Genomic DNA, 21,942 nt, shown 5'->3' on the forward strand with positions numbered 1-21,942 from the left:
AATACAGCTCAGCTAAGGTAAGGCTAATACAGCTAAGGACTCCACTGAACCCCACCGATTAAATCGCACCTTCCTTATCAGGCATTATTGGTTGGCACGATGACCGGTATTCCGCTCTGCTATCTGATTACTCGTACCATTCGCCATCCTCGCTATCTGCGAAGCTGGTTTTCCCAAATGCGGCACGAATTCGATCCAAAAGTCACCCGCTATGAGATGGTTATCTGGCTGAGCATTCTGGCCGGGCTGGTCATGCTGCTGCTGATGCCAATGAGTGAAAACAGCTCCATTTTCAGTACCAACTACACGCTCTCGCTGGTCCTGCCCGTGATGTTGTGGGGCGCGCTGCGCTATGGGTATCGATTTATGTCGGTACTCTGGACGCTGCTGCTGATTGTCTCGGTACACTATTTTTATCGTTATTTGCCCGTCTATCCGGCGTATGAGATCCAGCTAGCTATCGCCTCGTCGAGCTACCTGGTTTACTCCTTTATCATTCTTTGCGTGGCGGTGCTGGCGACCCGGCAGCGGCATGTCCACGGCCGTGCCCGACGTCTTGCTTATCTTGACCCCGTCGTTCAGATGCCCAATCTGCGCGCCCTTAATCGTGCGCTGGCGAATTCCCCCTGGTCTGTGCTGTGCTTTTTAAGCGTGCCTGAACTGGAAGTGCTGGGGCGTAATTATGGCGTGATGCTGCGTATTCAGTACAAACAGAAGCTGTCGGACTGGCTTAAAAGCAGTCTTGAGGCTGACGAGAGTGTCTACCATCTGTCCGGGCATGATCTGACCATTCGTCTCAATACGCAGGCGCACCAGAGTCGTATTGAAGAGCTGGATGCACGAATCAAAGCGTTTCGTTTCTTCTGGGATGATATGCCGCTGCAGCCGCAGGTGGGTATGAGCTACTGCTATGTGCGCTCACCGGTGCAGCATCTCTATTTGCTGCTTGGTGAATTGAGCACCATCGCGGACCTGTCGCGGGCGACCAACCATCCGGAAAGCCTGCAGCATCGTGGGGCGGCAAACCTGCAGCGCAGCCTTAAGAGTAAGGTGGATATGATGAACCGCCTGCAGCTCGCGCTGGAGGAGAACCGCTTTAGCTTACTGGCACAGCCGATCGCCGGGATGCGCGGTGATAGCTACCATGAAATTCTGCTGCGCATGAATGAAGAGAACGGTCAGTACATCAACCCGGATGAGTTTCTGCCCGTGGCCCATGAGTTCGGCCTGTCGTCACGCATCGATATTTGGGTGCTGGAGCATGTGCTGCGCTTTATGTCCGTTAATCGCACCACGCTCCCCGCGCAGCGCTTTGCTATTAACCTGTCGCCCACCTCGGTGTGCCGGGCGCAGTTTTCCCTTGAAGTGGGCCGTCTGTTGAAGAAACACGGCATTGAGGCCTGGCAGTTGATCTTCGAAGTGACTGAAAGCAACTCATTAACCAATCTGGAGCAGGCGAATCAGACCCTGGGTCAGCTGCAAAAGATGGGCTGTAGCGTCGCGATTGACGACTTCGGCACCGGCTATGCCAGCTATGCGCGCCTGAAAAACGTGAATGCCGATATCCTGAAAATCGACGGCAGTTTTATCCGCAATATTGTTTCTAACAGCCTGGACTACCAGATTGTCGCCTCGATTTGCCATCTGGCGCGGATGAAAAAGATGCAGGTGGTAGCGGAGTATGTCGAGAACGAAGAGATACGCAGCGCAGCAATTGCGCTGGGTATCGATTATTTGCAGGGATATTTGATTGGTAAACCAGAGCCGCTGGAAAATCTGACAGGGCAGACCCAGGCGGCCTGATTTTAGGCCGCCACGCCGGGTGACTGCTCTTCTTCGACTTTGAGTCGCCAGCCGGTGACCGCTTCCCAGTACTCCTGCTCCCGTTCCAGATCGAACAGAACCAGTGCGTTCTGGCTAAACCAGTCATTCGGGAAGCTCAGCGTCCAGTGATTATCGTCCGTCTTAAGGCGCAGGGTCGGCGGTGTGGTTGTCGCCTGACGCTGGTTATTCAGCAGCACCCCAAGGCGCAACAGCTGAATTAACGGCAGATAGTATTTCTTCTTGAACAGCGTGAAGCGCGGTAAATCATCCAGCTTGATAGCCTTACGATGATAGCGCACCAGCGTGGCCATCATCAGTTGCTGCTCCTGGTTATAACCCGGCAGGTCGCTGTTTTGCAGAATATAAGCCGAGTGGCGATGCATGCCGCTGTGGTTAATGTTCAGGCCTACTTCGTGGAGCATGGCCGCCCATTTCAGCAGTGCTGTCAGTTGCGGGTTGGTAAGCTTCGGATTCTGTGCCTGCCACTGCTCAAACATGTGCATGGTGGTTTCCAGCACGCGACGCGCTTGCTCACGGTCGATGTTGTACTGGTTGGCGAGGCTTTGCGCCGTACGGCTGCGGATATCCTGGTGGCGGAAACGGCCTTCCATTTCATACAGAACGCCTTCGCGCAGCGCCCCGTCAGAAAGGCGGAGTTCGTTAATCGCCAGCGCGTCAAATACCCCGCAGAGGATCGCCAGACCCGGCGCGAAGACCGCTTTACGCTCATCGGACAGGCCGGGCAAACTCAGCTCGTCGAAGTTTTTGAATTTCACAACCTCGGCAACCAGCTTTTTGAGGCGCTCAGGCGTGATGATGCCGTCTTTTTCCCCTAACGCCAGCAGCACTTCGTACGCGGCTTTGATGGTACCGGATGCGCCAAGGGCGACGTCCCAGCCCTGAATACGGAACTGCCAGGCCAGGGTTTCCAGCTTCTGCGTTGCCGCAACACGGGCACGCTGGAAGTTTTCCGCATTGATTGTGCCGCCGGGGAAATAAATCTGCGCAAAGCTGACGCAGCCCATGCGACGGCTTTCCACCAGTTTAGGTTCAAAGTCTTCGCCAATGACCAGTTCGGTCGAGCCGCCGCCGATATCAATCACCAGCTTGCGGCCTTTTTCCGGCTGCGTATGTTCCACACCCATAAAAATCAGGCGCGCTTCTTCGTTACCGGCGATGATTTCGATGGGGTAGGGGATAACCTTTTCTGCACGTTTGAGAAACTCCGGTGCGTTGAGCGCCTGGCGCAACGTGTGGGTTCCTACAATACAGACGCTTGAAGGATCAAAACCTTGCAGGCGTTCAGCGAACAGCGACAGACACGCGAGCCCGCGCTCCATTGCTTCCTCACTCAGCATGTTATTGCTGTCGAGGCCATCCGCCAGATGAACGCGTTGTTTCAGACGGCCGATGATCTGCATGGCACCGTCAACAACGCGGGCAATCACCATATGAAAACTGTTCGAACCCAGGTCGACCGCAGCAAATTCCTGCGGTCGTGCGGTCTTTTCATTTATCGGCATAGATTAGTCAGACTGTTCAAGTGATGTCAGATATTCATGAATCGCGAGCTGTGCGCGCACTTTGCGGCGGTTGCCGCGCGGCACATATCGATTGCTCAGTTCTTTATCGACGTAGCGTGCTTTAACGGTATCACTGAACAGAAGCTCAATGATATCCAGTACCTGCTGTTTAAGCCGTGGGTCAAGCAACGGTGTAGCTACTTCAATACGGTAATCGATGTTTCGCGTCATCCAGTCAGCAGACGAGAGGTACACTTTTTTATCGCCGCCGTTCTCAAAAATATAGATGCGATCGTGTTCAAGGAAACGGTCAACGATACTAATTACGCGAATATTATCGCTGATGCCTTCCAGTTCCGGGATCAATGAGCACATACCGCGCACCAGAAGATTGACCGGGACGCCAGAACTGGACGCCGTGTACAGACGATCAACCAGGCCTTTATCTACCAGGTTATTGATTTTCAGCGTAATCCCGGACGGGCGGCCTTTCTGCGCGTTGGCAATCTCGGTATCGATCATTTTGTAGAGCAGATCGCGCGAGTTTTGCGGCGATACCAGCAAATGCTCGAAATTCACCGGACGGTACGGGTTCTCAATAAAGTTAAATACCCGGCGCACTTCGTTGGTGATACGCGCATCGGCGGTCAGCAACGAGTAGTCGGTATAGATACGCGCGGTCTTTTCGTTAAAGTTGCCGGTACCGATATGAGCGTAACGCACCACTTCGTCGTTTTCCATGCGCGAAACCAGGAACAGCTTGGCGTGGATTTTCAGACCTGGCGCCGAGAAGATTACCTGCACACCGGCTTCGGTCAGACGCTTCGCCCAGTGGATGTTGGCCTCTTCATCGAAACGCGCCTGTAGCTCAACCACCACGGTCACTTTCTTGCCGTTATGGGCGGCGTGGATCATCGAGTCGATAATGCGCGAGTCTTTCGCCACGCGATAGATGTTGATTTTTATCGCCAGCACGCTTGGGTCAAACGATGCCTGACGCAGCAGTTCCAGTACGTGCTCAAAGGTGTGGTACGGATAGTAGAGCAGCACATCGCGTTCGCGAATGGCGTCAAAGCCGTTACGGAATTTATCAAACCAGACGTGGCGCAGACGCGGCAGCGGTTTATTCACCAGGTTGGTTTTCCCGACGTTCGGGAAGCTGATGAAGTCTTTAAAGTTATGGTAGCGACCGCCCGGAATGATGGAGTCATAACGGGAAATGGTCAGCTTCTCGCGCAGCATTTCAACCATCGCATCCGGCATATCGCGCTGATAAACAAAGCGAACCGGCTCAGCCGTTAGACGCTGTTTCAGGCTCGAAGACATCAACTCCATCAGACTCGATTCCATCTCGTGCACCAGGTCATATTCGGCGTCACGGGTCATTTTCATCGAGTAAGCGTTGAGGGCGTCGTAATCGAAGAAGCCTTTGAAGATATCATCCAGGCAGTAACGCAGGATGTTATCCAGCAGGATCATCGGCTTGCGGCGGCGCGGCGCTTCCGGCGGCAGATTCACAAAACGCGGCACTTTGTCAGACGGGATTTCCAGCAGGGCGTAGCGAATATCATCGCCGCGGATAATTTCCACTGCCAGATAGGTGTAGTCGTCTTTCAGGAAGCGAATCAGGTTGGTTTCGCGATTGATCAGCGTCGGCGTGATGTGCTGGCGCAGATACTGTTTGAAGTAGTGACGCAGCCAGTTTTGCTGGTTGGCGGAAAGCTGGCGTTCGTTAATCAGGAAGATTTGATTGCGCGCCATTTCCAGCAGTAACTCGTTATACAGACCGTCAAATTCCTGATCGGCTTTCAGTACGCGAGCCTGGATTTTACCCAGCAGGTGGCGTGAATGGGTGTTGGTTCCTTGTCCTTGTTCTTCGCTGATAATGATGCGGCGTTTGAGTTCTGCGAAGCGCACTTTATAGAACTCATCGAGGTTGTTGGAATAAATCCCTAAAAAGCGCATGCGTTCGATAAGCGGATTACTTTTGTCCGCCGCTTCCTGAAGAACGCGCTCGTTAAAGCACAACCAACTCAGTTCTTTTTCCAGATATAGCTTTTCCTGACCCATTACAACTTACACTCCGGTTAACTCTCGGGACACGGCAATTCCTTCTCGCTATGGCGGTGTCCTCGTGTGCAGGTAAACATGTTGGCGTTCGTTTGAGTGACACCCATATTATGGCGAGCTTTGCCATTAGATGTCCAACTGTGCCAGATAAGTATGACAGTAATCCGGTTTTACCCGCAGAAAGGTGTTGCGCGCAACGATAAGTTACGCGCAGGCAAAGAAAAAATACGGCTTAATCCGCCGCGTAGCCTTGTTCAGGCAGGCTGACACCATCAAGCCAGGCTTTGTTTTCTTGCATGGCGAGGCGGCCATCAATAAACCAGCCCACGACCAGCGGGTAAATGGCATGTTCCTGCGTCTGGACGCGAGCGGTTACATCCTCTTCGCTATCGCCCTCAAATACGGGCACCTGCGCCTGTAAAATCACCGGGCCGCCGTCCAGTTCGTCGGTCACAAAGTGCACGGTAGTACCGTGAACAGCATCGCCGTTTTCCAGAACCTGGCGGTGAGTGTGTAAACCGGGATATTTAGGCAGCAGGGAAGGGTGAATATTAATAAGACGACCGGCGTAATGGGCGACGAAAGCCGGGCTGAGGATACGCATGTAGCCGGCCAGCACAACGATATCCGGGGCGTAAGCGTCGATCTCCTGCATCAGTTCGCGGTCAAAGGCTTCACGACTGGCAAATTGATCTGCGGTGAGTGCATGGGCGGGAATACTGGCTTCCCGCGCACGTTCAAGGCCGAACGCGTCGGACTTGTTACTGAATACTGCCCGGATGGTGCCATTGATTTTCTTCTGCTTGCAGGCATCAATTATCGCCTGCAAGTTGCTTCCGTTACCGGAAATAAGCACCACAATGTTTTTCATTCGATGACCACGCGTTCACTGGAATCGGATGCTTTGATAATACCGATTTTCCACGCGTTTTCACCTTTGGCATTCAGGAATGCGACGGCCTTATCTGCTTCATCAGCAGGCAGGGCGATAACCATACCAACACCACAGTTAAAGGTGCGATACATTTCGTGACGGCTGACGTTGCCCGCCGTTTGCAGCCAGTTGAACACGGCCGGCCATTGCCAGGAAGATTCGTCGATCACCGCCTGGGTATTGTCTGGCAGGACGCGCGGGATGTTTTCCCAGAAGCCGCCGCCGGTGAGGTGGGCGATGGCGTGCACGTCTACGTTTTCAATCAGCTCAAGGATAGATTTCACGTAGATGCGGGTCGGGGTCAGCAGGTGATCGGCCAGGGATTTGCCTTCAAGCTGGGTGGTTTCCGGGTCACAGCCGCTCACTTCGATGACTTTACGCACCAGCGAGTAGCCGTTGGAGTGCGGGCCGCTGGAGGCCAGCGCAATCAGCACGTCGCCGTCAGCCACTTTTGAACCGTCGATGATCTCGGATTTTTCAACCACGCCAACGCAGAAACCGGCAACGTCGTAGTCTTCGCCGTGGTACATGCCTGGCATTTCAGCGGTTTCGCCGCCAACCAGCGCACAGCCAGACTGCAGGCAGCCTTCCGCGATGCCGGTGATGACGCTGGACGCGGTATCGACATCCAGTTTACCGGTTGCATAATAATCGAGGAAAAACAGCGGTTCTGCGCCCTGGACGACCAGGTCGTTCACGCACATGGCCACCAGGTCGATGCCGATGCTGTCGTGACGTTTCAGATCCATTGCCAGACGCAGTTTTGTGCCTACACCGTCAGTGCCGGAAACCAGTACTGGCTCACGATATTTTTGCGGCAATGCGCACAGCGCGCCGAAGCCACCCAGACCGCCCATCACTTCCGGACGACGAGTTTTCTTCACCACGCCTTTGATTCGGTCTACCAGAGCATTACCTGCGTCAATATCAACACCGGCATCTTTGTAGCTGAGAGAGGTTTTATCGGTCACTGCTTGAGTCCCCACGCGTTTGCTTGCGGTATCCCCGGCATAATTCAGGCCAAAAGCTGAACTACTCAGGTTATAGAAATAAAATTCGGCGCAATTCTAACAGTGAAGGCAAACGTTTGCGAGTCCATTATTTCAGGCCGCTGAGGATTCTTACGATATACTCTTTTCCAGTCTAATTGATCCGGATCAACGCCGTACCTGTAGCGTAGCGGAAAAAAAGCGGTATAATCCGGCGATTTTTTTTGTGGCTGCCACCGTTTTGGGGAAGGAGAAGAGTATGAAGGTCGTGGAAGTAAAACACCCACTCGTCAAACACAAGCTGGGCCTGATGCGTGAGAATGACATCAGCACCAAACGCTTTCGTGAACTCGCCTCGGAAGTCGGTAGTCTGCTGACATATGAAGCGACTGCCGATCTGGAAACTGAACGTGTGACTATCGAAGGCTGGAACGGCCCGGTAGAAGTCGAACAAATCAAAGGTAAAAAAATTACCGTTGTCCCTATCCTGCGTGCCGGACTGGGCATGATGGAAGGGGTGCTGGAACACGTTCCGAGCGCGCGCATCAGCGTAGTGGGTATCTATCGTAATGAAGAGACCCTGGAGCCGGTACCGTACTTCCAGAAACTGGTTTCTAATATCGACGAGCGTATGGCGCTGGTCGTTGACCCGATGCTGGCAACCGGCGGTTCTATGATTGCTACCATCGACCTGCTGAAAAACGCAGGCTGCCACAGCATCAAAGTGCTGGTGCTGGTTGCTGCCCCGGAAGGCCTCGCCGCGCTGGAGAAAGCGCACCCGGACGTTGAGCTGTATACCGCGTCCATCGATAAAGGCCTCAACGAGCACGGATACATTATTCCGGGCCTCGGCGATGCCGGCGACAAAATTTTTGGTACGAAGTAAATGCTTTAAAAATAAAAGCCGACTTTGAAAGTCGGCTTTTTTTTGGCGTAAACCAGAACAGAATCCGCCTGATTTCCTCACGCCGTTCACCAGACGGTGCGATGAACGATGAGCGGAACACAAACAACAACACTTAGAACTTAGAGGAAAACACTATGACGCGCCGTGCTATCGGGGTGAGTGAAAGACCGCCGCTTTTACAGACAATCCCGCTTAGTTTACAGCACTTGTTCGCTATGTTTGGCGCAACCGTGCTGGTGCCAATCCTGTTTCACATTAACCCGGCCACCGTGCTGCTGTTTAACGGTGTCGGTACGCTGCTGTATCTCTTTATCTGTAAAGGGAAAATTCCGGCGTATCTGGGTTCCAGCTTTGCCTTTATTTCCCCGGTACTGCTGCTTCTGCCGCTGGGCTACGAGGTGGCGCTGGGTGGCTTTATCATGTGCGGCGTGCTGTTCTGCATCGTGTCCTTCATCGTGAAGAAAGCGGGCACCGGCTGGCTGGATGTGATGTTCCCGCCTGCGGCAATGGGCGCAATCGTTGCCGTTATCGGTCTGGAACTGGCGGGTGTTGCTGCCAACATGGCCGGTCTGCTGCCTGCTGATGGTCAGTCTGCGGATTACAAAACCGTGCTCATCTCACTGGTCACACTGGGTGTCACCGTCTTTGGTTCCGTACTGTTCCGCGGCTTTATGGCGATTATCCCGATCCTGATCGGCGTGCTGGCCGGTTACGCGCTGTCGTTTGCGATGGGTGTTGTGGATACCACGCCGATTGCCAACGCACACTGGTTTGCCCTGCCGACGTTCTACACCCCGCGCTTCGAATGGTTTGCTATCTTCACCATTCTGCCAGCTGCGCTGGTGGTTATCGCTGAGCACGTGGGGCACCTGGTGGTTACTGCGAATATCGTGAAGCGTGACCTGATCCGTGACCCGGGTCTGCACCGTTCCATGTTTGCCAATGGTCTCTCAACCATCATCTCCGGTTTCTTCGGCTCAACCCCTAACACCACCTACGGTGAGAACATCGGCGTGATGGCGATCACCCGCGTTTACAGCACCTGGGTTATCGGCGGTGCGGCTATCATCGCGATTCTGCTCTCCTGCGTCGGTAAACTGGCGGCGGCGATTCAGATTATCCCGGTTCCGGTGATGGGCGGTGTCTCTCTGCTGCTGTACGGTGTGATCGGCGCATCCGGTATTCGCGTGCTGATCGAATCCAAAGTGGATTACAGCAAGGCGCAAAACCTGATCCTGACTTCCGTTATCCTGATCATCGGCGTCAGCGGCGCGAAAGTGCACATTGGCGCGGCTGAGCTGAAAGGTATGGCGCTGGCGACCATCGTCGGTGTTGCGCTGAGCCTGATCTTCAAACTGATCAGCGTTCTGCGTCCGGAAGAAGTGGTACTGGACGCCGAAGACAGCGACGCAAAACAGCATTAATGCTTGCTCTGCAAACCGGGCCTCGTGCCCGGTTCAAACGCGGTAAACTTTTTGCTAAACTTACCGCGTTTTGTTAAAGCCCCTGTTGAGGTACGTCTGAACACACCGGCGCAGCTTTCTCTGCCACTCTATCTTCCTGACGATGAAACTTTTGCGAGTTTCTGGCCGGGCGATAACCCTTCTCTGCTGGCGGCATTGCAAAATGTCCTTCGCCAGGAACACAGCGGATATATCTATTTCTGGTCGCGCGAAGGCGCAGGGCGTAGCCATTTGCTTCACGCCGCCTGTGCTGAGCTTTCTCAGCGTGGCGATGCGGTGGGCTATGTGCCGCTCGATAAACGCACCTGGTTTGTACCGGAAGTGCTCGAGGGAATGGAACATCTCTCGCTGGTCTGCATCGACAATATCGAATGTGTCGCAGGCGATGAGCCCTGGGAGATGGCAATCTTTAATCTCTATAACCGTATTCTGGAGTCGGGGAAAACCCGGCTGCTGATCACCGGCGATCGCCCTCCACGCCAGTTGAATCTCGGGCTTCCGGATCTGGCTTCGCGCCTTGACTGGGGGCAAATCTACAAGCTGCAACCCCTTTCTGACGAAGACAAAGTGCAGGCGTTACAGTTGCGTGCGCGGCTGCGTGGGTTTGAATTGCCGGAAGATGTGGGGCGTTTTCTGCTTAAGCGCCTGGACCGCGAAATGCGTACGCTTTTTGACACGCTGGATCAGCTCGACCGTGCGTCTATTACCGCGCAACGTAAACTGACGATCCCCTTCGTAAAAGACATTCTGCAACTGTAGGCCCGGTAAGCTCGCACCTCCGGGCCTGTCGCGTTAGCGCACGATCTCAAGAACCTGCTCTGGCGGACGACCGATGCGCGCCTGCCCATTCGCCACAACGATCGGGCGTTCCATCAGTTTGGGATTATCAAGCAGCGCCTGTAACAGCGCCTGCTCTGAGAGTTGGCTATCGTTAAGCCCCAGTGATTTGTACAAATCCTCTTTCTGGCGCATCAGCTCCCGTGCGCTGGACATCCCCAGCATTTTCAGCAGCGCCTTAAGCGTGTCGGCATCCGGCGGTGTTTCCAGATACAGGACAACCTGCGGATCAATGCCATTTTCTTTCAGCAGGTTAAGGGTCTCACGGCTCTTGGAGCAGCGGGGGTTATGGTAAATTTTCACCGCGTTTGTCATCTGTTCTCCTTGTTACATCTTTTGATACGGGCGGAACGTTTTCTGCAACTGACGAAGCTGATCGATACGCGCATCGTAACGGGCCTGCTGCAGGCTGCCCAGTTTGACCTGCGAACTGGCGCTGCTCAACAGCGTAATGGCCTGATCGAGCTTACCGGTCAGCGCCAGCCCTTCGGCACGCGCCGCCAGTTCCTGGTCCCTGTGGCCGAGCGTGGCTTCCGCCTGCGCCAGTAGCTCCCAACCGTTCACATCCTCTTTCCAGTTGAAGGTGAAGCGGTTGAGTATCGCCTCTGCCGCCGCGGCCTGGCCGCCTGTCAGATAGGCGTTCGCCAGGTTGAGCTGCAGTACCGGGTTGGTTTTGATTTCCGCCGCATTTTTCAGGCGGTTGATCGCCTCGGTGCTCTTGTTCTGCCCTAAATCAATGTCGGTTGCCAGGTCGAGATACCAGGCATTGGTCGGGTCAGCGCTCAGCAGCGGCTGTAGCGTTTTGGCGGCGTCGGAGAAGTTTTTCGCCTCCATTGCCTGTAGGGCACGGCCATATTGTGCGGCGCGTTGCTCACGCACATTGCCTTTCGCCCAGGCATCTAACATGTCGCTGGTGAGCTGGTTACGTCCGGAGTTATACATCCCCAGCGCCCTGGCTTTGGCCAGGTAAAACTCTTCGGATGATTGCACGACCACCGGACGCATCTGGTTTGCGCGGTTACGCGCATCGGCAAGACGGCTTTCCGGTAAGGGGTGCGTCAGCAAAATTTCCGGCGGACGGGATGAGTAACGCGATTGATCCAGCAGCTTTTCCAGGAAGGTCGGCATTGCCTGTGGATCGAAGCCGGAGCGTTGCAGCACCTGAATCCCGATGCGGTCCGCTTCCTGTTCGTTCTGTTGAGTAAAGCTGATCATCCCCTGCTGCGTACCGGCTAATGTCCCGGTGAGCGCCGCCATCCCGGCCTGTGGGCTTGCCATGGCCAGCAGAATCGAACCGAGCGCACCCGCCCAGGTCAGGGGGGCGCTGCGTTTCTGGTCTTCCATCGCACGCGCCAGATGGCGCTGGGTGACGTGGGAAATTTCGTGCGCCATCACCGATGCCAGCTGGCTTTCGTTATCCGCATAGCGAAACAGCGCTGAATGCAGCACCACGTTGCCGCCAAAGAAGGCAAAGGCGTTGATTTCGTCATTATTGACTAAGTAAAAATGAAACGGGGTCTTCACCGAGTTGGCATGATTGACCAGGCGCATGCCCAGCCCGTTGATGTACTGCACCAGCAAAGGGTCGTTGATCAGCGGCGCACTGCCGCGCAGCTGGCGGACATAATAGTCGCCCATCTGCATTTCCTGGCCGATGGACAGGGTGCTTCCTGCGGAGGTTCCCATATCTGGCAGGCTGTCCGCAGAGTCCGCCAGTGCGGGAATCATCTGGCCGAGCGTCAACGTGGCGATAAGGGTTGCGACCAGCGTTTTTTTCAACTGCCTGAACATAACCTCAATCCTGTATTTTTTGGGGTAATCATTTGACCTGACGCGCCGGGGTTCGTTCCGGGCGAAATAAAACAGAGAGTTTAGCCGTCCTGATGGGCGAATGACACCTTTTTGCCCGCTCATCATGTTTCCTGTAAAGGCGACGAAAAGCGAAGTCTTTTTTGTGACATTTCGATACAATTCCTGAACTCACACCGGTCAATCCGGCTCCTGGAAGGAATATATGCTCGAATTGTTGATGCAGTGGTATCGCCGTCGCTTTAGCGACCCCGAAGCGATCGCGCTGCTGGTCATTTTGCTGGCAGGCTTTGTCATTCTCTTCTTCTTTAGCGGTCTTCTTGCGCCGCTGTTGGTCGCCATTGTGCTGGCCTATCTTCTCGAATGGCCCACCGTTCGTCTGGAAAGAATTGGTTTCTCCCGCCGCTGGGCGGCATCGATGGTGCTGATTCTGTTTGTCGGCATCCTGATGGTAATGGCCTTTGTCGTCATGCCGGTTGCCTGGCAGCAGGGGATGAACCTGATCCGCGACATGCCGGGTATGCTCAATAAGCTCTCCGATTACGCAGCCACACTGCCCCGGCGTTATCCGATGCTAATGGATGCGGGCATCATTGATGCCATGGCGGAAAACATGCGTGCCCGTATGCTGGGGATGGGCGATTCGGTGGTGAAATACTCTCTCGCATCGCTGGTCGGGCTGCTGACGCTGGCGGTTTATCTGGTGCTGGTGCCGCTGATGGTCTTCTTCCTCGTGAAGGATAAAGAGCAGATGCTCAATGCGGTGCGCCGCGTGCTGCCGCGTAACCGTGGGCTGGCGGGGCAGGTATGGAAAGAGATGAACCAACAGATAACCAACTACATTCGCGGCAAAGTGCTGGAGATGATTGTGGTGGGCATCGCGACCTGGTTCGGCTTTCTGCTCTTCGGTCTTAACTATTCGCTGCTGCTGGCGGTACTGGTGGGCTTTTCAGTGCTGATTCCCTACATCGGCGCGTTTGTGGTGACCATTCCGGTGATTGGTGTGGCGCTGTTCCAGTTTGGCGCGGGCACCGAGTTCTGGAGCTGCTTCGCTGTCTACCTGATAATCCAGGGGCTGGACGGAAACCTGCTGGTGCCAGTGCTGTTCTCCGAAGCGGTCAACCTGCATCCGCTGGTCATTATCCTGTCGGTGATTATCTTTGGCGGCCTGTGGGGCTTTTGGGGCGTGTTCTTCGCCATCCCGCTGGCTACGCTGGTGCAGGCGGTGATTCACGCATGGCCGGATACCGTGGTGGTTGACGACCCCCACGTCTGATCGGATGTCTTCCCCGCTGGCGCGATGCTTAGCGGGGTTACTGAAATGTAACCCGGATAAGCGCAGCGCCATCCGGGACGCGATTAGTGCCCGTTATGTTGATTACGCAAATAGATAATCCAGTAGGTTATCCCCACCAGCAGCCCGCCGCCGATGATATTACCGATCGTCACCGGTATCAGATTGGCAGTAATAAAATTGCCGACCGTTAATGCCGGGAAATTATCGGGGCTGGAATGAATACTGGCCCAGAATCCTTCGGGTGCGAAATAACGAATCACAATAGAAAGCGGTATCAAAAACATATTGGCGATACTGTGCTCGAAGCCGCTGGCGACAAACATGCCGATAGGTAACAGCATCGCCATGATTTTATCCGTCAGCGTATGCCCGGAATAACTCATCCATACGGCCAGACACACCATTAAATTACAGAGTGTCCCCAGGCAAACCGCTTCAACAAATGTATGATGCATTTTATGATCGGCCGTCTGTAATACGTTTAATCCCCACAGGCCATTGCCACTCGTATATTGTCCGGCAAACCAGATTAGCGCGACAAAAAAAAGCGCACCGACCAGGTTACCAAAATAGACGATTATCCAGTTGATAATCAGCTGTCGCCAGCTTATTAGCCCGCTGGCCTTTGCCATCACCGTCAATACTGTCGAGGTAAACAAATCTGCCCCACAGACTACCACCAGAATAAGGCCCAGCGAGAAGCACACGCCGCCCGCCAGTTTTGCCAGCGCCGTTGCAGGGGCCGGTCCGGTTGTGACGGTAATATAGAAAACGAACGCGATGGAAATAAATACACCAGCCGTGACCGCGAGAAAGAATGACAGCTCTTTCTTCTTGCTGACTTTATATAAACCTGCCTGTTCGGCGACTTTTGCCATTTCTGCGGGAAGTCGCAGATCAAAAGCATTGCTGGTATCCATGAAGAATCTCCTGAGTCTATGCATAAATGAGGGAGCAATATCGACACCCGGCTTTATATGCATAGGGCGTACCAGCTATTTAACCGGTATCACCCATAAAGCGTTAATTCGCTCACAATTAAAATCAGGAAAAAGAACGGTATTACAATACTTCCCGCACGGTAATACCCAGGCGCTGCATACGTGATAACAGCGTCGTACGTTTCATGCCTAATTTGGATGCCGCACCGCGCGGCCCGGCGACAATGCCATTGGTTTCTCGCAGCACCTGAATAATACGCTGGCGTTCCTCTTCATCGTTTTCCGGCGGTTCGGTGTGCATCATTTCCGCCACGCGGGGCAGGGGAAACGGAAAAGGGTCGTGGGCGACAGGCTGCACCATGCTGGTGGGCTGCGCATTCAAATGCAGGCTAAGCGTATTATCACGCGACAGCAGAACCGCACGTTCGATAATATTTTCCAGCTCGCGCACATTACCCGGCCACTCGTAGCGCAACAGCTGGCGCATCGCGTCCGCGGGAATCGTATCGATTTGACGGTTTAAGCGGCGCGACAGTTTTTGTGTGAAGTATCGTGCCAGCAGAGGAATATCGTCGGGGCGCTCGCGCAGGGGTGGCAACATCAGCGGGAAGACGTTCAGGCGATAGAACAGGTCGTTGCGAAACTCCCGGTCAATCACCATCTGTTTGAGGTCGCGGTTGGTTGCGGCAATCACCCGAACGTTAACGGGAATGGTACGGGTACCGCCAATGCGCTCGATCTCGCGCTCTTGCAACACGCGCAATAATTTGGGCTGCAGCTCGATCGGCATATCGCCAATTTCATCAAGGAACAGTGTCCCCTCATCGGCCATTTCAAAGCGGCCACGATGAGTATTGATTGCTCCGGTAAACGCCCCTTTGTCGTGACCGAACAGCTCGCTTTCCAGCAAAGTAGACGGGATAGCGGCGCAGTTAATCTTCACCAGCGGTTTATCTTTGCGCAGGCTCATCTGATGAATGGCGCGGGCGATAATCTCTTTCCCGGTACCGGTTTCGCCAAGGATCAGCACCGTACTGTCGCTCAGGGCAACAATATTGGCCTGCTGGAGTACATCACGCATGGCGTCGCTCTGGTAAATAATGTCACCAAAGCTCTGGCTGGAAAGAATTTGCTCGTTAAGTTTATTGTTTTCGTTTTTGAGATTTTCTTTCAGATGCGTCACTTTGCGATAGGCATCGGCGTTGTCGACGGCAATGCCAATTCTGTCGGCAATCTGGCGAAGTAATCGACAGTTTTGCGCGTTAAAAATCGACATATCCCGATGGGCCAACACCAGCACACCGGTGGACTGATGGCTAAAGGCCAGCGGCAGAATAAAGACCGTTTCCAGGCCTTGCGCATCCAGTTGCTGCAACAGGGGATCATTTAGCCACTTTTGTGGTTCGTCTTTTTTTTGCAGCAGGGTTGCGTGGTTCTCATTAAGCGCAGTAAGCAATAACTGACTTTCGCTGCGTAACGGGTATTGCTGGTTTTTCGGCGTCCGGGCCGTGAAATCCGTGGCGTTCCAGATGAGCTGGCGTGAGCGCAGGGCATCACGCAGTACCATCGCGACCGTATCCATACCAAAGAAGCGATGGATTTCCCGTGAGACATCCGCCACCAGGTCATCAATATCAAGATGCGACAGCACCGAGTTGGTGATATCAACCAGCACCCGGTCGTGATCCAGCTCCTGGCGCAACAGGGAGACCGATTGTTCCAGCTTATCGCGCTCGATGTCGCCTTCCAGCGCCTGCGCGGCGAGGCGTGCCAGCCAGGCGAACATGGCGCTGTCTTTGTCGCAAAATTTGCCGCCATCGGTACGCACAAAGCGCAGTTCGGCCATGGTTTCCCCGGCCAGCAAAATCATCTGTTTTGAGCTGTCGCTAATTGAACCGGCGTATTCGCTGGTGCAGAACTCCACGCTTCCGTCGTCAAAACAGCGGTAGAATCGCGAATGACTCAGGCGAAGTTCAACAAACTGAATGGGACTGAACGGAGGCGGTAGAGGGATGAACGCCCGCAGGACGGACGCCTTATCTTTCTGTTCCAGCAAATGCTGTAAAATCATGGATACTGCATCCTTCCAGAATCAATTGCGCAGAAAAGCAGACAAAAACAGCCATAAATCAACATGATGTGACCTCCTTATCCGTTTTTTAGTATCAAATGATTGTTCTTCGGTAAGTGAGCGGGCCACGCATTATCCTACTATATCCCCTTTTTTTGTAGTGTTACCCGCTTCACGTATAGCCAATTGTCATACGAATTGACGTTTTATTGATGTCGACAATGGTTAATCCAGCCGTCTGACCATCAGATAAATGGCCGGTTCACCGGCGATATCCCGCAATTGTTGCAGCACGAGCTGACTCCAGCCGCGCCAGGGTTCATCGGCGTCTTCTGCCAGTTTGGCAAACGCGGGCGCCAGCTTGTTGACGTGGCTGGCATCGATAATGATTTCGCCAAAGGTCAGCAGACCCTGCATTTTCTTGCGGGCCTCCTCTTCCAGCATCGTAAGCCAGCGCTCGTAGTCGGCAAGCGGGCATTCCAGTACCACGTTGAGGCAGTCGATCACCCCAACGTGGTGGCCAATGGCCAGCGAGTAGTACATGACCTGACGGCTCTTTTCCTCGATATTGACGCTGTCATCGACGAACTTCTGTCGCAGCGACCAGAACATCACTTTACTGCCGCTCTCAGACATGTTTTCCCTCCATCTCCGCGCGCAGTTGCTGCACGATGGTGTCCAGACGCGGGTCGGCCGCCTGCTGCAGCCAGGCATTAATGCGCGATCCACTCTCGTGCGGGTCGCCTTCGCTCAGCAGTGCGAAGAAGCGATCGGCAATTTCACGGCCCTGGCGATAACCCGCCAGCCGACGCGCCAGACGTTCGATATTGACGCGCATCGCCAGTGGCACGGAGGGCCAGCGCACGGTTGCCGATTCATTTACCGCCTGGTGATGATCTTCGGCGTGCAGTTTCTGCTCCAGCAGGCCGAGCGCCACGGCAAAACCGTGGATCGTCGCGGCCGGCGTGGGTGGGCAGCCGGGGATCCACACGTCGATGGGCACGATGGTGTCGCTGCCGCCCCAGACGCTGTAGAGATCGTGGAAAATACCGCCGCCAACGCCACATGCGCCGTAGGAAATAGCGATTTTGTGGTCAGGGGCGGAGTGCCATGCACGCAGGGCAGGCATACGCATGGCGCGAGTGACCGCGCCGGTAAACAGCAGAATGTCGGCGTGGCGCGGTGAGGCCACCACTTTAATGCCGAAGCGTTCGGCGTCGAACAGTGGGGTAATGGCGGCGAAAATCTCAATTTCGCAACCGTTACAGCCACCACAGTCCACGCGGTAAACGTAGGCTGAACGTTGGATATCGCGAAGCAATACCTGCTTGAGTTTCTGCGCCTGCTCATCCAGCGTTATGGGCTGACTGACATGCTGCTTTAACGTCAGGGAATCGGCACTCATGCTTGCTCCTCAAGATGATAGTGAACGTTGGTGCTGCCGCGATGCTCGATAGCCGCCCGGCGTTTGCATGCCGGGCAGACATTTGCCTGGGCGCGCAGTGTTTCCACCAGCGCCGGATTCGATTGATGAAGCGCCAGCAAATCGGCCGCAAGGGCGACGGATTTTTCCGGCGCAAAGGGTTCGTGGCACTCGCTGCAGTGTTGCAGGCGGAAGGTGGCGCGCACGTAGAGGTCTTCTTTGCGGGTCACCGCCAGCTCAAAGTCTTCCGACAGGCGAATGGCGTGGGTTGGGCACACCTCTTCACAGCGTCCGCAGTAGATACAGCGGCCAATAAACAGCTGCCAGATGCGGGCGTTGTCATCCGGATGGGTTTCCATCGTCAGCGCGTTGGCAGGGCAGGCGGTGGTACAGGCGCCGCAGGCGATACACTGCTCGGGGGTGAGCTCGGGTTTACCGCGAAATCCAGGGCACACGTCCAGAGGCGCAAACGGGTATTTCACCGTGACTTCGCCCGCCCTGATAATGGTTTTCCACAATTTAAGCATCGTATCTTCCTTATCTCAGCGGCGAGTTGCGACGTTCAATACTGTAACGCTCGATCTCTTTGTACGGCACGGTCGTGGATTTGCGCTTGCGCACATCGACCAGCGTGACGCGGTCCGTACACGAATAGCAGGGGTCGAGACTGCCGATAATCAACGGCGCATCGGAAACGGTGTTGCCGCGCAGCATATAGCGCAGCACCGGCCAGTTAGCGTAGGTCGCCGCACGGCAGCGCCAGCGGAACAGTTTCTGGTTATCGCCGAGCATGCTCCAGTGCACATCTTCACCGCGCGGCGCTTCCACGTAGCCCAGGGCGAATTTATGCGGCTTATAGCTGAATCCTTCGGTCAACAGCGGGGTATCCGGCATGTTGTCGAGGGCAAATTCGATCATGGAGAGGGAATCGAGCGTCTCTTTGATACGCACCATCACGCGGGAGAACACATCCCCGGCAGGCCAGCTGAACAGGGTTTTCGGCAGATTGCCGTAGTCGGCATACGGATGGTCAAAGCGCAGGTCGCGGTTAAAGCCGCTGCCGCGAATCAGTGGGCCAACCGGGCTGTAGTCACGCGCAATCTGACGATTAAGAATGCCGACGCCCTGAGTACGCTGGGCCATGTTCGGTGTGGAAAGCAGCATATCTACCAGTTGGATCACTTCCGCACGCATCTCTTTCACCAGTTGAATGGTTTTGATGCGCTGCTCTTTCAGAATGTCACGGCGCACGCCGCCAATCAGGTTCAGACCGTAGGTTTTACGCGAGCCGGTCAGCAGTTCGGCCATGGTCATCGATTTTTCGCGGATGCGGAAAAATTGCATAAAGCCAGTATCGAAGCCGACAAAGTGGCTGGAAAGACCGATGTTAAGCAAATGGCTGTGCAGGCGTTCCACTTCCAGCAGCACCGAGCGAATGGTGTGGGCGCGCTGTGGCACCACAATCCCCAGCGCATTTTCTACCGAGGTGGTGTACGCCACGCTGTGGGCGAAGCCGCAAATCCCGCAGACGCGGTCTGACAGGAAGGTGACTTCGTTGTAGCCCATACGGGTTTCCGCCAGTTTTTCCATGCCACGATGCACGTAGAACAGGCGGTAGTCGGCATCGACAATCCGTTCGCCATCGACAAACAGGCGGAAGTGACCGGGTTCGTCCGAGGTGATGTGTAGCGGGCCGATAGGCACAATACGCGCTGAGCTATCACCGTCATTGATAAACGGATAGTTCTCCGTGTCGGTGGTCGGCTCCGGGCGCAGACGGTAATCCATGGTGTCTTTACGCAGCGGATGCAAATCGTCCGGCCAGTCGTCCGGCAGCACCAGGCGGCGCTGATCCGGCAAACCGACCGGTACCAGTCCGTACATGTCACGGATTTCGCGCTCGCCCCAGACGGCTGCTGGTACGCGCGGTGTAACGGACGGGAACTCACGGGTATTGGTATCGACCAGCGCTTTCACCACGATCCAGCATTTGTCTGCCCCTTCCATGGAAAGGGCGTAATAGACCGCATAGTGGCCGTTCAGGGTCCGTTCGTCATTGCCGAACAGCACCGGCAGCCAGCCGTCATGCTGGTAGTAGAGATAGTGCACGATGTCCGGCAGCAGGTTGGTTTTGACGGTAATCGTCACCTGCTCGAAGGTCTGTCGTTCTTCATCGAGAACAGCACCGGGGAACTGCGCTCTGAGTGCCGCAAGGCAGGCGATGCCACGGGGGGCCTGGTGATTAACACTGTCTAAATAACTCACTTTAACTCTCCCTGAGCGCGCGGTTGTGCGGCCGTTGCGGCGGTGGTGTCAAACGACGCCCACAGCCAACTAAATTGTGTTGATTGTTCTTCATTACCGGACATCACGATGGCAGAGGCATTTGCCAGCATTTTGCTTACCGGTTGCGGAATATGGGTGCCCATCACCAGCATCATCACCAGCAAAATGACCATCGGCACCGTGGTAAGCCAGCCCAGCTCACCGTGGGCGACTTCCTGAGGCGGTGCGGCAAACAGCGCTTTGGCGACCATGCGTACCAGTCCGCCGAGCACAATGGTCAGCAACAAGAGCAGAACGATGGTGACCAACAGATGGTCAGCCGCCAGCCCGGCGGTGACGGTCATAAATTCACTGAGGAAAATGTTGAAAGGCGGCATCCCACCCAGCGCCAGCGCGCCACCGCCGAGCAGGACGGCGGTAAACGGCATCACTTTGAGCATGCCGCACACCACGTCCAGATTGCGGGTGCCGTATTTCAGCAGCACGTTGCCGGAGCCGCAGAACAGCAGCGTTTTGGCCAGGCTGTGGTTCAGCGTGTGCAGCAGTGCGGCGAGAATACCCAGCGGGCCGCCGATACCGAGCGCCACCGCCACCAGCCCCATATTTTCCACGCTCGAGTAGGCGAGCAGACGTTTCATATCCTGTTGGACGAGGATAAAGAACGCCGCCACCGCCACGGAAAGCAGGCCGAAGATCATCAGCAAGGTATTGGGGAAGGTGCTGCCAATGGCATGGCAGATGATGATGTAGTAGCGAATCAGCACCAGCAGGGCGCAGTTCAGCAGTACTGCCGAAAGCAGGGCACTCACCGGGCTTGGCGCTTCACTGTGGGCATCCGGCAGCCAGGCGTGCATCGGGAACAGCCCGGTTTTGGTACCAAAACCGATCAGCACAAACACGAAGGCCAGCACCATCAGCGTTGGGTCGAGTTTACTGCTCTCTTTAAGCACTTCGGTCCAGAAGATGGCGTGGTCAGGCTCGGCCATAAAGCTGGCGGCGTTGGCATACACCAGTACCGTACCGAACAGGCCAAACGCAACCCCCACGGTACAGATGATGATGTATTTCCACGCGGCTTCCAGCGAAGAGCGCTGGCCGTAAATCCCCACCAGAAACGCCGAGCTCAGCGTGGTGGCCTCAATGGCGGCCCACATCACAATCAGGTTATTACTGGTGACCACCAGCAGCATGGTGAAGAGAAACAGATGGAAGAAGCCGTAATAGTTGCACAGGGTGCCGACGGTGATTTCCCCGTGGTCTACTTCATGGCGCATATAGCCAATGGAGTACAACCCGGTGATAAAGCCGATGATCCCAAGGAGCGACAGGAACAGCCCACTTAAGCTGTCGATATGCAGCCAGCGATGGGCGGCGAAAATCTCACCTTCGGTGACCGCCTCGGCGACCGTCCACAGGGCCACAACCATCAGTACGGTGATACCGACAAAATGCACGGCGGTAACCAGACCGCGTGCGGCATCGCCGCGCAGGCGGCACAGGAAACAGAGTGCGGAAATGACCAGCGGCGTGAGCAACAACAAGGTGAACATCAATGCGTGACTCATGTT

16 protein-coding genes and 2 pseudogenes are annotated in these 21,942 nt (G+C 55.1%); 5 read left to right on the top strand and 13 right to left on the bottom strand.

Features of this window, described 5'->3' with window-relative positions:
• Positions 1 to 72 precede the first annotated feature (72 nt).
• Positions 73 to 1,803, top strand: a pseudogene (locus ACSZPU_RS05095) (EAL domain-containing protein); the annotation flags it as partial.
• A 2-nt stretch (positions 1,804 to 1,805) separates the two neighbouring features.
• On the opposite strand, the gene ppx reads toward ACSZPU_RS05095, so the two are convergent.
• The 4 genes from ppx to purM form a co-directional block, all read right to left on the bottom strand.
• Positions 1,806 to 3,347, bottom strand: coding sequence for an exopolyphosphatase (gene ppx / locus ACSZPU_RS05100; RefSeq protein ID WP_498996138.1), 1,542 nt, complete (start codon positions 3,345 to 3,347; stop codon positions 1,806 to 1,808).
• A 3-nt stretch (positions 3,348 to 3,350) separates the two neighbouring features.
• Positions 3,351 to 5,417 carry a polyphosphate kinase 1 gene (ppk1, locus tag ACSZPU_RS05105; protein ID WP_498996140.1) on the bottom strand — a complete coding sequence of 689 codons (2,067 nt, stop codon included), beginning with the start codon at positions 5,415 to 5,417 and terminating at the stop codon, positions 3,351 to 3,353.
• A 232-nt stretch (positions 5,418 to 5,649) separates the two neighbouring features.
• Entirely contained in the window at positions 5,650 to 6,288 is a 639-nt protein-coding gene (purN, locus tag ACSZPU_RS05110) for a phosphoribosylglycinamide formyltransferase (protein WP_498996143.1), read from the bottom strand.
• Positions 6,285 to 7,322, bottom strand: coding sequence for a phosphoribosylformylglycinamidine cyclo-ligase (gene purM / locus ACSZPU_RS05115; protein ID WP_498996145.1), 1,038 nt, complete (start codon positions 7,320 to 7,322; stop codon positions 6,285 to 6,287). The genes purN and purM overlap by 4 nt, the downstream gene beginning before the upstream one ends.
• 277 nt (positions 7,323 to 7,599) lie before the next feature.
• Here purM and upp point away from each other — a divergent pair, with 277 nt between their 5' ends.
• The 3 genes from upp to ACSZPU_RS05130 all read left to right on the top strand — a co-directional run bounded on the left by upp (position 7,600) and on the right by ACSZPU_RS05130 (position 10,469).
• Positions 7,600 to 8,226, top strand: coding sequence for a uracil phosphoribosyltransferase (gene upp, locus ACSZPU_RS05120; RefSeq protein WP_039079688.1), 627 nt, complete (start codon positions 7,600 to 7,602; stop codon positions 8,224 to 8,226).
• Positions 8,227 to 8,381: 155 nt separating this feature from the next.
• A complete protein-coding gene (gene uraA, locus ACSZPU_RS05125) occupies positions 8,382 to 9,671 on the top strand; it encodes a uracil permease (RefSeq protein WP_498996147.1) in 1,290 nt (429 codons plus the stop codon).
• Positions 9,672 to 9,767: 96 nt separating this feature from the next.
• On the top strand, positions 9,768 to 10,469 hold the full coding sequence (locus ACSZPU_RS05130) for a DnaA inactivator Hda (protein ID WP_498996199.1): 702 nt from the start codon (positions 9,768 to 9,770) through the stop codon (positions 10,467 to 10,469).
• 33 nt (positions 10,470 to 10,502) lie between these two features.
• On the opposite strand, the gene arsC is transcribed toward ACSZPU_RS05130, so the two are convergent.
• Both arsC and bepA read right to left on the bottom strand, forming a co-directional pair.
• On the bottom strand, positions 10,503 to 10,862 hold the full coding sequence (arsC, locus tag ACSZPU_RS05135) for an arsenate reductase (glutaredoxin) (RefSeq protein WP_498996149.1): 360 nt from the start codon (positions 10,860 to 10,862) through the stop codon (positions 10,503 to 10,505).
• Between the two features lie 12 nt (positions 10,863 to 10,874).
• Positions 10,875 to 12,338, bottom strand: coding sequence for a beta-barrel assembly-enhancing protease (bepA, locus tag ACSZPU_RS05140; RefSeq protein ID WP_498996151.1), 1,464 nt, complete (start codon positions 12,336 to 12,338; stop codon positions 10,875 to 10,877).
• A 223-nt stretch (positions 12,339 to 12,561) separates the two neighbouring features.
• Here bepA and ACSZPU_RS05145 point away from each other — a divergent pair, with 223 nt between their 5' ends.
• The gene (locus ACSZPU_RS05145; RefSeq protein WP_498996153.1) at positions 12,562 to 13,632 is read left to right on the top strand and encodes an AI-2E family transporter; all 1,071 of its coding nucleotides are present in this window, start codon (positions 12,562 to 12,564) and stop codon (positions 13,630 to 13,632) included.
• A gap of 83 nt (positions 13,633 to 13,715) precedes the next feature.
• Here the strand turns inward: ACSZPU_RS05145 and focA are convergent, their stop codons facing one another.
• The 7 genes and pseudogenes from focA to ACSZPU_RS05180 form a co-directional block, all read right to left on the bottom strand.
• Positions 13,716 to 14,573 (bottom strand): formate transporter FocA, encoded by an 858-nt coding sequence (gene focA / locus ACSZPU_RS05150; protein ID WP_498996154.1) that lies wholly within the window; start codon positions 14,571 to 14,573, stop codon positions 13,716 to 13,718.
• Between the two features lie 142 nt (positions 14,574 to 14,715).
• A pseudogene (locus ACSZPU_RS05155) lies at positions 14,716 to 16,671 on the bottom strand (sigma 54-interacting transcriptional regulator); the annotation flags it as partial.
• Between the two features lie 219 nt (positions 16,672 to 16,890).
• The gene (locus tag ACSZPU_RS05160) at positions 16,891 to 17,301 is read right to left on the bottom strand and encodes a formate hydrogenlyase maturation HycH family protein (RefSeq protein WP_498996156.1); all 411 of its coding nucleotides are present in this window, start codon (positions 17,299 to 17,301) and stop codon (positions 16,891 to 16,893) included.
• Positions 17,294 to 18,070 (bottom strand): NADH-quinone oxidoreductase subunit B family protein, encoded by a 777-nt coding sequence (locus ACSZPU_RS05165; RefSeq protein ID WP_498996159.1) that lies wholly within the window; start codon positions 18,068 to 18,070, stop codon positions 17,294 to 17,296. The genes ACSZPU_RS05160 and ACSZPU_RS05165 overlap by 8 nt, the downstream gene beginning before the upstream one ends.
• Complete coding sequence (hyfH, locus tag ACSZPU_RS05170; protein ID WP_498996160.1) at positions 18,067 to 18,615, bottom strand: hydrogenase 4 subunit H; 549 nt, start codon at positions 18,613 to 18,615, stop codon at positions 18,067 to 18,069. The genes ACSZPU_RS05165 and hyfH overlap by 4 nt, the downstream gene beginning before the upstream one ends.
• Positions 18,616 to 18,625: 10 nt before the next feature.
• Positions 18,626 to 20,353, bottom strand: a complete 1,728-nt coding sequence (locus ACSZPU_RS05175) for a hydrogenase large subunit (protein WP_498996162.1) — start codon at positions 20,351 to 20,353, stop codon at positions 18,626 to 18,628.
• Positions 20,350 to 21,939 (bottom strand): hydrogenase 4 subunit F, encoded by a 1,590-nt coding sequence (locus ACSZPU_RS05180; RefSeq protein WP_498996165.1) that lies wholly within the window; start codon positions 21,937 to 21,939, stop codon positions 20,350 to 20,352. Before ACSZPU_RS05180 ends, ACSZPU_RS05175 begins: the two co-directional genes overlap by 4 nt.
• Positions 21,940 to 21,942: the final 3 nt, after the last annotated feature.

It is taken from the genome of Phytobacter sp. V69 (genome assembly GCF_965644215.1).
Lineage (GTDB): Bacteria > Pseudomonadota > Gammaproteobacteria > Enterobacterales > Enterobacteriaceae > Phytobacter.